Annotated in this window: 4 protein-coding genes; 1 reads left to right on the plus strand and 3 read right to left on the minus strand. The window is 37.2% G+C overall.

The window, feature by feature from the left end; all coding sequences use genetic code 11:
- Window positions 1-24: 24 nt before the first annotated feature.
- From BrL25_RS22625 to BrL25_RS22635, 3 genes are all read right to left on the minus strand, one after another.
- Entirely contained in the window at window positions 25-10,791 is a 10,767-nt protein-coding gene (locus tag BrL25_RS22625; protein ID WP_026315269.1) for a non-ribosomal peptide synthetase, read from the minus strand.
- A gap of 101 nt (window positions 10,792-10,892) precedes the next feature.
- Window positions 10,893-14,120, minus strand: a complete 3,228-nt coding sequence (locus BrL25_RS22630; protein ID WP_018672889.1) for a non-ribosomal peptide synthetase — start codon at window positions 14,118-14,120, stop codon at window positions 10,893-10,895.
- Window positions 14,121-14,834: 714 nt separating this feature from the next.
- The gene (locus BrL25_RS22635) at window positions 14,835-15,851 is read right to left on the minus strand and encodes an NADP-dependent oxidoreductase (protein ID WP_018672888.1); all 1,017 of its coding nucleotides are present in this window, start codon (window positions 15,849-15,851) and stop codon (window positions 14,835-14,837) included.
- Between the two features lie 177 nt (window positions 15,852-16,028).
- Here BrL25_RS22635 and BrL25_RS22640 point away from each other — a divergent pair, with 177 nt between their 5' ends.
- The gene (locus BrL25_RS22640; RefSeq protein WP_018672887.1) at window positions 16,029-16,706 is read left to right on the plus strand and encodes a TetR/AcrR family transcriptional regulator; all 678 of its coding nucleotides are present in this window, start codon (window positions 16,029-16,031) and stop codon (window positions 16,704-16,706) included.
- Window positions 16,707-16,884 lie beyond the last annotated feature (178 nt).

Genomic DNA, 16,884 nt, shown 5'->3' on the forward strand with positions numbered 1-16,884 from the left:
AGGAACAATTAAATGAATCGTGCGTTAAATTAGCTCAAGTATGTTTTCTAAATCCTCAAACGAAAGATCATCATCACCCAAATCGCTCGGGGTTAATTCTGCTCCTTCTTTGGACATGCAATGTTCAATTACTAGCAACAAGTGTTTTTTATATGTCTCTGCTAGTGTTGCAATTGTCTCTTCTTTGTATTGAAGGCTATTGTAGCCAATACTAATTTGCAATTTTCGTCCTTCAACAACAGATGAAATATCTAACAAAAATGGTCTTTCAGAATCTGGACTGAACAAATTGCCTGTATTTGTTTGCGAAAGTGTGAATACTCCGGTTTTTACATCAGAATCAAATTGCCCTAAATAATTAAAGCTTACTTCCGGTTGTAGACCAAACGACAGGGAAGGCCGCAACTCTTTAATCGTTAGATAACGCAGGATGTCATATCCGATCCCTTTATTTGGTATATGTCGTAAGTTTTCTTTAACTTGCTTGATTTGAAGGGAAATATCTTCTGAATTGTCCAGATCTAATACAACAGGGTATTGTGAGGTAAACCAGCCCACTGTTCTAGAAATATTCATATCATTCATAATATCTTCGCGTCCGTGTCCCTCTAGGTTAATAATCAATTGATTGGTTTTAGCCCAGTCTTTAAAGGCTAGTCCTACCGCTGTCAATAAAATATCATTAACCTCAGTGTGATACGAATGATTTACATTTCTTAATAGATTTTCAGTTTGTTCGATTGTAAGCTCTGATTTTAAAATGCGAGTGTTCTTTTGTTGATTTTCTGCCTCTTCAAAATCTCTTGGGAGCATCATAACTTTTGCTGTCTTCTCTAGCTTTTCCCAATACTCAATCTCTTTGATGCTTGATTCACTATTGGCATACTTTTGCATCTGAATAGACCAGTCTTTAAATGAATCTGTTTTATCCGGTAACGTAATTTCCTGATTTGAAAGGGCTTGAGAATAAGCGGTAGAGAAGTCTTCGAATAAAATTCTCCATGATACACCGTCAATTACTAAATGATGAATAGCAATTAACAAATAATCCCCTTTGCTTGTTTGAAAAATCGCTACTTTCACCAATGGACCTTCTGCAAGGTCGATACTACTTTGGATGTCATTTGATAATTTTAAAATTTTATCCTCTAGGTTGACTTCTTCTTTCAAGTCAAATTTGTAAAGATCAAATAATGTATTCTCAATGCCTTGATTCCATTGAATGATTTTGTCATCTTTACGTCTGTACACCATACGCAAAGCATCATGATGTTCTATTATTTTTTGGAATGCGAGAGCTACTGCCTCTTCGTCAAAGCCATTTTCCCCATGTAGCATGACTGCTTGATTCCATTGATGCATATCAGTAAATTGGCTTGTGAAGAACCAGTTCTGGATAGGTGTAAGCTCTATTTCACCTTCTACAACACCTTGATTACTCATTTTATTGCTAGGTGTTACGTAAGGAATAACGTGCTCAATGGCTGGATTTTGGAATAAATCTTTCATTTCCAATTTCCATCCAGCAGTAGTAAGACGTGTCAGTACTTGAATCGCCTTAATTGAGTCTCCACCTAATTCAAAAAAATTATCTCTTATTCCGATTTTCTCTATACCTAAAACGTCTTGCCAAATCTCTGTTACCAATTGCTCTAAATCGTTTCGAGGAGCGTCATATTCTTTTCCTGTATTTTGATTTTTATCTGGTTCTGGCAATGCTTTACGATCAATCTTATCGTTTGGTGTTAACGGCATTATATCCAGCTGTACAAAATAGGATGGAATCATATAATTTGGTAATTCATCTGTTAGGTACCCTCTTATCTCTGCTACAGACAATGCTTCTTCTGAGACCAGGTAAGCACATAAATAAGAGTGACCTTGCTCATCCTCACGTGCCAATACAGCTGCTTCCTTGATCTGATGATGTTGTAATAGAAGACTTTCGATTTCACCAAGCTCTACCCGATGACCACGTATTTTCACCTGATGATCAGCTCTACCAAGATACTCGATGGTACCGTCAGGAAGCCATCGTGCTAGATCCCCTGTTTTATACATCTTTTGACCAGGAATGAAGGGATTTTCCACAAATTTCTCAGCGGATAGTTCCGGTCGATTCAAATACCCTCTGGCTAAACCTACACCTGCTACACACAATTCACCTACTTCACCAATGCCCTGTAGCTGGTGGCGCTGATCTAGAATATAGACCTGTGCATTTTGAATAGGAACACCTATAGGGACTGACTGAGATATGCTTTGTTCTACTGATGCCTTCCAGTACGTCGCACAAATAGAGGTTTCAGTCGGACCATATCCATTGATATAGGTCACCTTGTCTTTCCATTTATTGACCAATCCAACTGATGTAGCAGAACCTGCAGTAATAAGAATTCGTAACGTAGAAAGATGTTCTGGTTCCAGATGAATGACATACGTGGGTGGTAAAGTAAGAACTGTAATCCTTTGTTGATTAATATATTCCTCGAATTTCACGAAATCGTTAATGGTGTCTCTTGAAATAATATCGAGCCTTGCCCCGGTTAATAAAGCCATGAACATTTCCCAAACGGAGGCATCAAATGATTGGCTAGCAAACTGGCCGATATGATCTTTTTCACTCACACCAAACTTATCTTCAAAGAACGTTTTTAGGTTTGCTATTCCAGTATGCTCTAACATCACTCCTTTTGGTCTTCCAGTTGTACCAGAGGTATAAATCACATAGGCTAAATCGGCTGGTTGGCTGATAGAAACAAGATTTGTAGTAGCAATGGTAGCCGGAAGCTCAGTAGACACATTGATGAATTCTGCGTCCGAATCTACACTGTTCATCAAATGAGACTGCACAAGTACCCATCTAGTCTGGCTATCTTCTATCATGTACCGTATCCGATCTTCCGGATATTCTGGGTCTATCGGTAAGAAGGCTGCTCCTGATTTTAAAATCGCTAACGTACCTATCACCATGTCTAGCGATCGTTCTACCATGATACCCACTAATTGATTTGGTTGTACGCCCTTTTCGCGGAGTAGCCTAGCAAGTTGATTCGCTTTAGCATTTAATTCCTGATACGTCAATTGGGACTGTTCATATACAACAGCTATTTCATGCGGATGGTTTTCTACTTGTTCTTCAAACAATTGATGGATGGTTTGATCTGATGAGAATTCGGCTGTATTGTCATTAAATCGTACTAACAACAATTGTTTTTCCGTTTCTGTTAGCATATCAATCTCAGACAATGTAACTTCTGTGTTGGCAATAATTGTACGTATGATTTTCAGAAAATGACCTGCAATTCTCTCAATGGTCGCTCGTGTGAACAGCTTGGTGCCATATTCAATACGGAATAAAATTTCTTCCTGTCCTTCAGTCATATGAAACGCCATATCAAATTTTGATACACCCAGGCTATCCCCTTGTTCATATGGGCGCATCACAAGCTGATCAAAGACTCTGGATTCTACATCACCATTTTGAAGAATAAACATAGTGTCAAAAAGTGGATTTCTACTTGGGTCTCTTTCCAATTGTAGTTTCTCTACAAGCTCTTCAAATGGATAATCCTGATTTTCATAAGCCTGTAGGGCATTCTGTTTTACTTCTTTAAGGAAGTCCTTAAATGTTATATTCCCTACTGGTTTATTTCTCATAGCTAGTGTATTAACAAACATTCCAACTACATTTTCTAAATCAGCATGTGACCTTCCCGCAATAGGAGCACCAACAATAATATCTTCTTGATCAGAATACTTGGAAAGTAGAACATTATACGCTGCTAACAAAACCATATAACGTGTTGTACCCGCTTCAACAGCTACCCTTTGTAGACCATCAAATATCTCTTTTCCTGTTCTCATCATGAGCTGATCGCCATCGAAGCTTTGTACAGCTGGTCTAGGATAGTCAGTCGGTAGGTTCGCTACAGGAATCTCACCAGTAAACAGGTTCAACCAATACTCTTCTTGTTTTTTTATAGCATCTGTTAGGAACATTTCATTTTGCCATGCAGAGAAGTCCTTATACGAAATAGGCAGTTGAGGTAGCTTTTTGCCCTCATAAATGTCTGCAACTTCTTTGAGAATAATTCCAATTGATGTGCCATCTGAAGCGATATGATGAACATCAAAAAGGAAAACATGTCGCTCCTCTTCTAGTTTTACCAGACTGCTTCTGCATAGTGGAGACACAGCAAGATCAAATGGCCTTACAAACGAATGGAAAATCTCGCTCAATCCCTGTTCTTGGGCTTGCATATATCCCATATCAAACTCCACATGTTCCTGAATGCTCTGAACGATTTGTTCTTGTACCACACGATAACTCGTTCTCAAGCTCTCATGTCGGTTAATCACTTCTTGCAATGCTTGTTTGAAACGAACCTTATCTAAAGCCCCTTCAATTACCATCATTCCGGGCATATTGTAACTAATACCTGCCCCCTCAAGCTGATGAAGAATGTACATTCGTTTTTGAGCAGACGATACAGGATAGTATTCTTGTTGAGGAACAGTTGGAATAGGCGTGTAGAACTGCTTATCAGATAAAGTGATATATTCTGAAAGAGTCTCAATTATCTGGGCTTCAAACAAGACTTTTAAAGGTAGCTCAATTTGGAACGCTTTATGGACTTGTGTGATCACCGACATAGCTTTTAGTGAATCGCCACCCAATTCAAAGAAATTATCTTTAATTCCAATCTTTTCAATCCCTAAAACAGCTTGCCAAATTTCTGCTAGTGATTGTTCCAGTTTGTTTCTAGGCGCATCATATGCTTTACCCGTATCCTGATTTTTATCTGGCTCAGGTAGAGCTTTGCGATCAAGCTTATCGTTTGGAGTTAACGGCATTTTGTCTAGTTCCACAAAATATGACGGGATCATATAGTTTGGCAATTCATTTGCTACATATTCTCTTACCTCAGACACAGACAAATTTTCATCTGAAACCATATAGGCACATAAATATGATTGTCCTTGATAGTCCTCACGTGCAAGAACGGCAGCCTCTTTTATCCCGGGATGTTGTAACAAAAGACTCTCGATTTCACCTAGCTCCACCCGATGTCCTCGTATTTTTACTTGATGGTCAATTCTCCCTAGGTATTCGATGTTTCCATCAGGCAACCATCGCGCTAAGTCTCCTGTTCTATACATTTTTTCACCAGGTACAAACGGGTTATCCACAAATTTTTCAGCAGATAGTTCTGGTCGATTCCAATACCCTCTCGCAAGCCCTACCCCACCAACGCACATCTCTCCTACTTCGCCAATACCCTGAAGCTGAAGACGCTGATCTACGATATAAACTTGAGCATTTTGGATAGGAATACCGATAGGAACAGTCGTTCCCCAACTCTCTTCTTCTGCCTTCCAATATGTCGCACAAATAGAGGTTTCAGTCGGACCATATGCATTGATATAGGTCACCTTGTCTTTCCATTTATCCACTAAACCAAATGAGGTAGCAGACCCTGCAGTGATAAGGGTACGTAAGGTAGGAAGACGTTCAGGCTCAAGATGAATGACATAAGTTGGTGGTAAAGTAAGTACGGTAACACCTTGCTTGGAAACATAATTCTCAAATCTCATAAAATCAGTAATCTTCTCTTTCGAAATGATCGTTAGTCTAGCTCCTGTAGCTAGAGCCATAAACATTTCCCAAACAGAAGCATCAAATGAATTGCTAGCAAATTGGCCAATACAATCCTGTTCACTAATACCAAAGCTATTTTCAAAGAATGCTTTTAGATTAGTGATACCAGTGTGCTCTAGCATAACTCCTTTTGGTTTCCCAGTTGTACCAGACGTATAGATCACATACGCTAAATCAGTTGATTGGCTGTTAGGAAGAAGATTAGTACTAGCTATGCCAGATAAAATATGATCGGAGACATTAATATATTCAGTATCGCATGCCACCTTGTCCATCAAATGAGGTTGGGCAACCACCCATTTTGCCTGACTATCCTCTATCATGTAGCGAATACGATCTTCTGGATATTCAGGATCAATTGGTAAGAAGGCTGCTCCTGATTTTAAAATGGCTAGCGTGCCTATCACCATGTCCAGTGAGCGCTCAACCATGATGCCAACTAGTTGATTAGCTAGAACACCTTTTTGACGTAACAATCTCGCAAGCTGGTTTGCTTTTTCATTTAATTCTTGATATGTCAACTGATCTTGCTCGAACACAACAGCTACTTCATCAGGTCTCCTTTTAACCTGATGTTCAAATAGTTGTTGGATGGTTTGGTCTGATGAAAAATCGGCTTGTGTATCATTGAACTCCTTAATCACTTGCTGTTTCTCAGCTTCTGTTAGTATATCGATTTCAGATAAGCTAATATCTGAATTCTCCACTACTGTACGGATGATTTGAAGCCAATGGCTTGCCATTCTCTCTATTGTTTCTTGTCTGTATAAACTCGTGGAGTACTCTAAGCAGAACTTCAATTCATTTTTTTCTTCGCTTGCCTCTAAAGAAAAATCAAATTTAGCGTGTTTCCCTTTTGGCACAAATGGCGTACATTTTATTTCGTCCAGTTCAAAAGAGTTATGCTCCGTGTTTTGTAGAATAAACATGGTGTCAAACAATGGATTTCGACTTAAATCTCTTGGGAGCTTCATTTTTTCTACTAGGTGTTCAAATGGATAATCAGCATGTTCAAATGCAAGCAAAGCATTGTTTTTTACATCGGCTAGGAATTCAGTGAATGTTTTGTTACCTACAGGCTGATTTCTCATTGCCAATGTGTTAACAAACATACCTAATAGATTTTCTGTATCTGCATGCGATCTCCCCGCTATTGGTGTCCCTATAATAACCTCTTCTTGATCAGAATATTTCGAAAGCAAAACATTGTAAATCGCTAGCAAAACCATATAGAGCGTTGTCTGCGTCTCTTTTGCAATTCGATATAAGCCATCTACCAGATCTTTTTCCATTCCAAATGTGTAACGGTCACCCTCAAAGCTTTGAATCGTAGGTCTCGGATAATCAGTCGGCAGGTTCAAGAGTGTCACTTCTCCAGAAAATGCAGACACCCAATACTCTTCTTGCTTTTTAAAGGCTTCAGATTGGAAGAACTCTTGTTCCCAAACAGCAAAATCCTTGTATTGGATTCGAAGCTCAGGAAGTGTTTCAGCTTGATAAAACTTGGTTAATTCGTTTATAAAGATGTTTGCAGACACACCATCAGAAATAACATGATGCATATCCACAAGTAGATAATGGCGTTCTGTACTCACCTTAACTAGACCTATTCGAATTAACGGGGCTGATTCAAGAATAAACGGCTGAATAAATTCCTCAATGACCTGATCAACTTGTTCTTCTTTGGAGTCCAAATAATTTATTTTTATGTTGACATTTTGATTCACTCGTTGGACAGATTCTCCATTTACGGTAGGAAAAGAAGTCCGTAAAATTTCATGGCGATCAACTAATCTCTCCACTGCCAGTTCAAAGCGATCATATTGTAGGGGACCATCTATTACCATCACAGTTGGGATATTGTATCCCGTACCCTCTTTCGCAAGCTGATGTAAAATGATCATTCGCTTTTGAGCAGATGATACTGGATAAAATTCCTCAGTAGGAACTGCTGGTATAGATGTATACGTTTCGTCTACATCTCCACCGCCACTTTCCAAATATTTTGCAATAGCTTGGATCGTTGGAGTCTTAAATAGAATTCGTAATGGAATATCAACCCCACACTCTTTCTGTATGAGAGAAATAAGACTCATTGCTTTCAAAGAATGGCCACCAAGTGAAAAGAAATGATCATGGATACCGATCTTGGGAACACCTAGTACTCCTTGCCAAATAGTAGCAAGCTTTTGTTCCAATTCAGTGGCTGGAGCTACATAGGCTACACCTGTTCCAATCGTTCCTTCAGGTTTTGGTAGCGATCTTCTATCAATCTTTCCATTAGGCGTTAGAGGGATTTGTTCTAATGACACAAAGAAAGAAGGAACCATATAATCAGGAAGAGTTTTCCCCATATAATTGCGTAGTTCGATATCACTTACTTTCTTACTCTGAACAATGTATGCAACCAAATGCCTTGTCTGGTTTTCATCTACTCGGTCGATTACAACCGCTTCTTTTATATTCTTATGATTGAGCAGGTGTGACTCGATTTCGCCGAGCTCGATCCGATGACCGCGTATTTTTACTTGATGATCGATTCGACCTAAATATTCAATCGTGCCATCTGGCAACCAACGAGCTAAATCACCAGTCCGATACATCCTTTCATTTTCTTTAAAAGGATTTGTACTAAACTTTTCGGCTGTCAGCTCTGCATTATGAATATATCCTCTACCAACATTGGCACCTGAAATAAATAATTCTCCTGCAATACCGTGTGGCTGTAACTTTTGTTCTTTATCTAAAATATAAATGCTTGTGTTTGAGATCGGCTTACCAATGGACGGGATTTCCGGGATTTCATTATTCGGATCGATTGTAAATGTTGTTACAACATGGGTTTCCGATGGGCCATAATGATTATGCAAATACACTTGATTGTTTTGTAAATAGCGTTTCAGCTCATGAGTCACCACAAGTTGTTCACCAGCTGTAATAATATGTTTCACACACGTTGGAAAAATCTTAGAAAAGCTTGCATCGTTAAAAATAAATTTTAAAAAGGCTCCAGGTAGAGACAAAATACTTATTTTTTCTCTTTCAATAAAGGTGAATAGCTTCTCGACATTACGTCTGGTGTCATCAGTAATGAGATACAACTCTCCCCCACTTAATAATGTAGAAAATATTTCTTGATAGCATACATCAAAACTGCAAGTCGTATATTGTAAGACCTTCTCCTTATATTGAATATTGGATTTTGCAAAAGTAAATTGCATCAAGTTAACCATATTCTTATGTTCTAGCATGACTCCTTTTGGTTTACCTGTTGTACCTGATGTGTAGATAATATAAAACAAGTCATTGGAGGTATTCTGGTTTGCAACATGATCCATGCTTTCTAACATAATGCTACTATCTTGAATATCTACTATTTCTATTGGAGAAGGATTTTTATGCATTAGATGCTGCTGTGTCAGAAGGATTTGCACACCACTATTTTCCAACATATAGCTAATTCTTTCTGCTGGATATGCCGGATCAATAGGTACAAATGCTCCACCCGACTTTAGAATTCCGAGTATGCCTATAATCATTTCTATTGATCGATCCATCATAAGTCCGACAAGCCGGTCTGGCCCAATTCCTTTGTTTCTCAAGAATCTAGCTAGTTGGTTTGATTTGGCATCTAACTGTCTATATGTGAGATGCTTATTTTCCAAAACAACTGCAATGTGGTCAGGGGTTTTCTCTACTTGTTCTACGAATAATTCATGAATTGTTTTATCTGGATACTCAGTCTTAGTGTCATTTAACTCAACCACTACATGATGATATTCCTCTTGCGTAAGCATGGTAATATCCTTTAACGCCGCATTCGGATTATTTGCCACGCATGCTGCAATTTGTTTTAAATGTCCTTCGATTCTTTTCATAAGAGCTGTAGTAAAAACAGCGGCATTATAATCTAATCGAACATGGATTTCTTCTCTTGGTTGAACCATGATGGTTAGATCATAATTAGTTGGCTCAAACATCTCGACAGAAAGAACCGAAAATCCTACCTTTTGCATGACACTGTTCTTTTTCAATTCTTCCACTAATGGATAATTTTCAATAACAACAATATGATCGAATAAGTCTTGTTTTAATTCAGAATGATTTTGGATCTCATACAGCGGAACATGCTCATACTGCTGTGAACTAAGCGTTCCTTGATGGACAGCTTTTACTACTTCACTAAAAGATTGATCTGTTTTTGTATGAATACGTAAAGGAAGAGTATTAATGAATAATCCAACCATTCTTTCGATGCCAAGTAATTCAGACGGACGACCTGAAACAACTGAGCCGAAGATTACATCATTCGATGAATTATACTTTTGAAGGACTAGTCCCCAAATGGTTTGAAAAATGATAGGTAGGGTAACATGATTATTTTGAGCGATTTGCTGTAACTGCTGTGTGAGCGTACGATCAAATGAAAAATGATATTGCTTTGGTAAAAATTCCATTTTCTCATTGGTAGCTCCATCTTTTTGTAACACAGCTTGATGCTCATAATCTTTCATATATTTCGTCCAGTACTGGAGTGATGCTTCTTGATCTTGTTTTTCCAACCATTTAATAAAAGTACTGTAAGCTTGTACCGGCTGTAATAACAAAGGCTGGTTTTCTACTAAAGAATAATACATCTGTATGAGTTCATCAAAAATAATGCTGAAGCACCAACCATCCATAATAATATGATGAAAACTCCAAATGATCTGATACTCATCTGCATTCATTTGGAGGATGATCACCCTCATGAGAGGATCTTTGGTTATATCAAAGGTAGCTTCCTGATCTTTTCTTTTATATTGTTCTGCTTGTTCGTTCTTTTTCCGCTCATCAAAGGAGCTCATATTATAAAATTGGATTGAAATTGGCCGTTCTTTCAATACGACCTGAACTGGCTTCTTCATTTTCTCATGCAAAAAAGTGGTTCGAAATACGTCATATCTGGATACCAACATTTGTAAACTTTTCGAAAATAACTCAACATCTATTTTTCCTTGAATGTGGATTGTCATTTGTACCAAATGCGAGTTATTATCCCCGTTTAGTAAGGAATGAAACAGCATCCCTTCTTGCATAGGAGACAGTACATACATATCCTGAACCAGTTCTCTCCTAAAAGTACTCACCAAGCACCCCTCACTTCATAATTTTTTTGCCTTTTATGCAATAATATGGAACTCCAAAGGTATAGTATCTCTGCGGTAGTAGCCATCTAGGCTCTTAGGCATTACTTCATTGATTCTTCTAGTAGATTGAAAATATCATCAACATCCTCCAGTTCAAGACCTTTAATACTAAAATCACTCGGAGTTCGTTCTGTTTCTTTCTTCTCCACACAATGTGTAATCAATCGAAGAAGATGATATTTATAGCTATCGCTAAGTTGCTTAATTGACTCTTCCTTATATTGTTGGTCACTATACGAAAAAGATAGATTCAATCTCCCTTTCTCAATTGCTCCAGTGATGTTTAAAACCATATAACTTTCCATTTCAGGACTAATATTATTCTTCCCATCCGCACCAAGAGAATTTCCCCGACTATAAGGCGAACGTGTAAAACCCTGACCCTCCAGATCAGAATCGAATTGTCCCAAGTAATTGAAAGTGATTTCGGGTTGTAGAGTAAAGGATAGAGAAGCCTTTACTTCCTTATCTGTTATATATTTTAAAATTTCATAGCCAATCCCTTTGTTCGGTATATTGCGCAGATTCTCTTTTACCATCTTTATGTGATAAGACAAATCATCTGATTTATCCATTTTCAATAAAACAGGATATTGACAAGTAAACCAGCCCACTGTTCGTGCTATATGAGCTTGTTCGCTTATGTCCTCTCGTCCATGCCCCTCTAAATTTATGAGGATTTGATCTACTTTAGCCCATTCCAAAAGAGTAAGACCCAACGCCGATAATAAAATATCATTAATTTCTGTTTGATAGGCGTGATTCACATTTTTTAACAGATGATCCGTCTCTTCTACTGACAATTCTATTTTCATATGGTGAATACTATTTTGTTTGACATAGGAATTCTCAAAATCTTTTGGCAGAGGAGTATGCTTAGCAGTGGATTCAAGCTCTTTCCAATAGGAAATTTCATGTAGTAGTTCTTTACTATTGGCATATTTCTTTACCTGCAAGGACCAGTCCTTAAACGAATCCGTTTTTTCTGGTAAAGAAATATCTTTCGATTCCAACAGTTGAGCATAAGCGATACCAATATCTTCAAATAATATTCTCCATGAGATACCATCTACTACCAAATGATGAATCGCAATAAATAGATGATCACCATTTTGGGTATGAAATACTGCAAGCTTTACTAATGGGCCTTCATTTAAATTGATTTGGCTTTGTAAACGATAGGTTTCCTCATAGATAGCTTGTTGCACATCCTGATTAGATCGTAGGTCGAATGAAAAAAAATCGTATAACGGACCTACTTTTCCACGATTTATCTGACTAACCTTCCCGTTTTCCTGCGTATATACCATCCGAAGAGCATCGTGATGATCAATAATTTTATCAAACACCTCTTGGATGAGCTTTTCATCAATTCCATTCGAATGAGAAAGCACATATGATTGGTTAAAATGATGCATGTTTGTAAATTGTTGATCAAAGAACCATTGTTGAATGGGGGTTAATTCTACTACTCCCTCGACGATTCCTTGCTCACTTTTTTGTACGGTTCGCTTTAATAGGGGAACAAGTTCTTTGATAGTTGGATGCTTGAGTAGATCCTTTGTCTCCAGCTTTAGCTGATGAGCATACAATCGAGCAGCTACTTGGATCGCTTTAATTGAATCTCCTCCTAAAGCATAGAAGTTATCACTAATGCCAACTCGATTATTCCCTAATACACTTTGCCAAATATCTGCAAGGATTTGTTCTATTTCAGTAGTCGGTGCTTCATATTCTGTCGTTTCAAGCGAAGAGGTATCAGGTTCAGGTAAAGCTTTTCTATCGATTTTATCATTAGGTGTTAGTGGCATTTTATCCAATCGTACAAAATAGGAAGGAATCATATACATGGGTAGTTCTTTAGCAATGTACTCTCTTAACTCAGTAATTGACACTTGCTCAGTTTCGACAAAATAGGCACATAAGTATGCTTGTTCAAGCGTATCTTTCTTAGCAATGACCGCGGCCTCTTGTATCTTGTGATGCCGCAATAAAACAGTTTCTACTTCTCCTAATTCCACCCTATGTCCCCTGATTTTTACTTGTTGATCCATACGCCCTATATATTCAATCAGACCATTAGGTAGCCATTTTGCTAAATCACCTGTTTTGTACATTTTTTCACCAGGTAAAAATGGATTAGAAACAAATTTTTCAGAAGTTAATTCTGGACGATTCCAATAACCTCTCGCTAGCCCAATCCCACTAATGCATAGTTCGCCAGCTTCTCCAAAGGATACTTTTTCTAGATTTTGATTGATAATATAAATCTGTGTATTTTGAATAGGTGAACCAATTGGAATTGAATGGTTCTGTACTTCTTCTGTTTTTGCAATCCATGTGGACGCACAAATACTCGATTCGGTTGGACCGTATGCATTGATATATGTTAGTTTATCTTTCCATTTATTCACTAGGGGAAAAGAGGTGGCTGAACCTGCTGTTATGAGTTTACGTAAATATAAAATGCGCTCTGGATCTAAATGTATAAGATACGTTGGCGGCAATGTAATAATCGATATTTCATTTCGGTTCAGATATGTTTCAAAGCTTACAAAATCGTTTATTGTATCCTTAGGAATCATATACAAGCTAGCGCCTGTTAATAATGCCATAAAAAACTCTGATACAGATGCATCAAAAGAGATGCTAGCAAATTGTCCAACTCGATCGTTAGGTGTGATTTCAAGTATTTTCTGAAAGTAGTCGATGAGGTTTGAAATTCCTTTATGCTCCAGCATCGTTCCCTTGGGATTTCCAGTTGTGCCAGATGTATAAATAACATAAGCTAAATCAGTACTCTTGTAGACCAAATTAAGATTACTATCATCTTGCATGATGATTGCTGGATCTTCAAAAGTAATAACTTGGTCATGGAAATCAGCTTCGCGGATAAGACCAACAAGAGATTTTTGAGTTAGCACGATTTTGGTTTGACTATCTTTTAGCATGTATTGAATTCTTTCTTGGGGATATTCGATGTCGATCGGGACATATGCTCCCCCAGCTTTTAAAATCGCTAAAATACCAATAACCATCTCTATTGATCTTTCCATGAAAATGCCAACAATTTGATCAGTTTGAATCCCTTTTTCAATAAATAATCGTGCGAGTTGATTTGCTTTGCAGTTAAGCTCTCGATAGGTAAGTTTTTCTGGTTCCAGGATAATGGCAGGATTGTTTGGGGTCTTCTCAACTTGACTTTCAAAAAGTTGATGAATTGTCTTATCATATGGATACGGTGTTGATTGCGAATGACTATACATCATTACAGTTTAACCTCCTGTGCTCGAACAAATTCTACATGTACTTTATTTTTTCAGATATCAGTACCGGGGACATCCAAGACCTAACACCTCCTTGTATTAGTGGTATAAGATGCTCCAAACAAAAGATTTGTCTATTAGCTTTTTACATGGATCTTACTTTTTATAAAAGTAGCACAAAAGGAAATCGAATCGTAAATATAGTAATCAAGGAGTGTATCAGGGAGGCAACAGAAGTATTTATCTAAGAGGTTATAAGTGGACTCGCCGTATAAACAAAAAGGAACATATGTATTATCAAGCAACAACCTTACTTATAATATATCGGTCAAATCGATATTACACATCAATTTTTTGTAATTTTATCATGAATTTCAATAATAATGAATATTACAAAAAAAGATCAGCTACAGCTTTACAACACATCTGTTTCAATGTTAATAGATGTAAAAAATGTTAATCTGATAAAAAATTACATATGAAACTACCAGATTAACCTCATTTTACAAATATTTACCTTGAATTAAATTTACAATATCTTGCACAAAATTACAATAAACGCAATTTAATTCATAATATTCCGACTACTATTGACGCAAATTTCATGTTGGACAACAAGTTTTTCTCTAGTTACTAAAAAAACCAGGCCTTCACATAGAAGGGCTGGTTTTTACTTTATTAAACTTAGTGCTTTTGTTTTATACATTTAATTTTTTTCTAACAATCAGTTACTTTTACTAATTGTTTGCCAGTATTCTCTCCAGTAAATAATCCAAGGAAAGCTTCTGGTGCCCTCTCTAGTCCTTCTACAATATTCTCTGAGTACTTGATTTTGCCTTCCTTGATCCACTGAGCCATTTGAATCATTCCTTCATCATAACGATCTGTATATTGACTCACCAAGAATCCTCTCATTGTAGCTGTTTTTCTTAGAAGCTGTACTTGAATTCTAGGCCCAACATCTTGTTTTTCTAAATTGTAGAGAGATATCTGCCCGCAGAGAGGGATACGCGCTCCCTGATTAATCAAGCTTAAAACAGCATCTGATATAGGACCACCCACATTATCAAAGTAAACATCTACACCATTTGGGCAAGCTTTTTCTAATGCTAATTGAATATTTGATGTTGTTTTATAATTGATAGCTGTATCAAATCCAAGCTCTTCTATTAAATAACGAATTTTTTCATCTGAACCAGCAATCCCTACAACGTGTGCCCCTTTTATTTTTGCTATTTGCCCGACAAGCATTCCCACCGCTCCGGCAGCACCTGAAACAACAACAGTTTCTCCTTCCTTAGGTTGACCGATGTCTAATAGGCCAAAATAAGCGGTCATTCCAGGCATTCCGAGCACACCCAAAGCAGTTGTAATCGGTGCTACATTCGTATCGATTTTTTGTACTTGCCCTGCATCAATTACTGAGTAATTTTGCCATCCTAAGAAACCAAGTACAATATCCCCCACTTGGAAGTCTGGGGATTTGGTTTCTATTACTTCTCCAATCACTCCACCTGTTATCACTTCATTTAGTGGGAATGGTGGGATATAAGATTTTTGATCATTCATTCTCCCCCTCATGTAAGGATCAACAGATAGGTAAAGCGTACGTATCAAAAGCTGATTGTCATTTACGTGAGGAATAGAGGATTTGATGAATGTGAAATTATCACTTGTTGGAATGCCGACTGGTCTACTAGAAAGTAAAATCTGATTATTTACTACCTCATTCATTTGTAATATCCTCCCTAATTTTTACTATAACTTTATCTTTGCAAGTCTATATTATCATACAAAATAAATTAATTAAACTTTTTTCGTTTATTTCGTTCAGTTAAATGCTAGTTGTATGTTTATTTTGTGAGTTTGAGTTATAATGTAGTTTGATGTTTTAGATTGGGAGGCATTGTAGTGACAAACACCCGAGGCAGATCACGAAAAAATGAGCAAGAGATGAAAAAAGAGTTGATTATTAGGCTACTTCCCTTTCTTAAAAAGCAAGGGATTAGCTCTTTGAAAATGGAAGATATAGCAAAATATATGGATATTAGTAAAGCAACAATGTATAAATATTTTTCTTCTAGAAACGAAATCTTGGAATCGACAGTAGAAGTTTACGTAGAATATATCCTTCAGAACTTTAATGAGTTATCTGATAACCAATCAACTTCTTTCGTACGCCGTTTTCAAAAGGTTTTTGAAAACTCGGTTGTATTAGCTATTTTTTTATCAGATTTATTATTACAAGATCTAAAAAGTATGTATCCCCATTTATACCAGCGAATTGTTGAGGCGCAAAAAGTTCGTAACGATCATATCAAAACGTTTTATGAAGCGGGTCATAGAGAAGGTGTGTTTCTTTCGGTTAATCCTTCATTATTAATCGCGCAGGACGAACTGCTATTGCCAAGTTTACTTAGTCCCGTTTTTTTGGTACAGAATCATATGACACTAGAACAAGCCTTATTTGATTACTATCAGATGAAAAAGCATCAGCTACTCAAACCCGAAGTTATTCCTGATGTAGATGACTCAGTCATTCCCATACAGGTAGGGCAATGTATTCAAAAAATAACGTGGACAGAGTAGCATATGCAAATAGCTCGAGCTAAATGGCATGGCAGACTAACGATGTTGAAGTGACACTCTTTCTATTTAGGATATTTGTTGGCCTTTACAATAGTAGAAACTATTCTTCTCACATACACAAAAAACCAGTCAAACGCACAATGATAACGTATTGGACTGGTTTTTGTGTGTATATGTA

Origin of the sequence: Brevibacillus laterosporus DSM 25, assembly GCF_002706795.1 — a bacterium.
Classification (GTDB): domain Bacteria; phylum Bacillota; class Bacilli; order Brevibacillales; family Brevibacillaceae; genus Brevibacillus_B; species Brevibacillus_B laterosporus.

Coding starts and splice junctions, on each gene's coding strand:
- BrL25_RS22630 (WP_018672889.1), bottom strand. CDS start 14,120: ATGATGTATAGTCATTCGCAATCAACACCGTATCCATATGATAAGACA.
- BrL25_RS22635 (WP_018672888.1), bottom strand. CDS start 15,851: ATGAATGAGGTAGTAAATAATCAGATTTTACTTTCTAGTAGACCAGTC.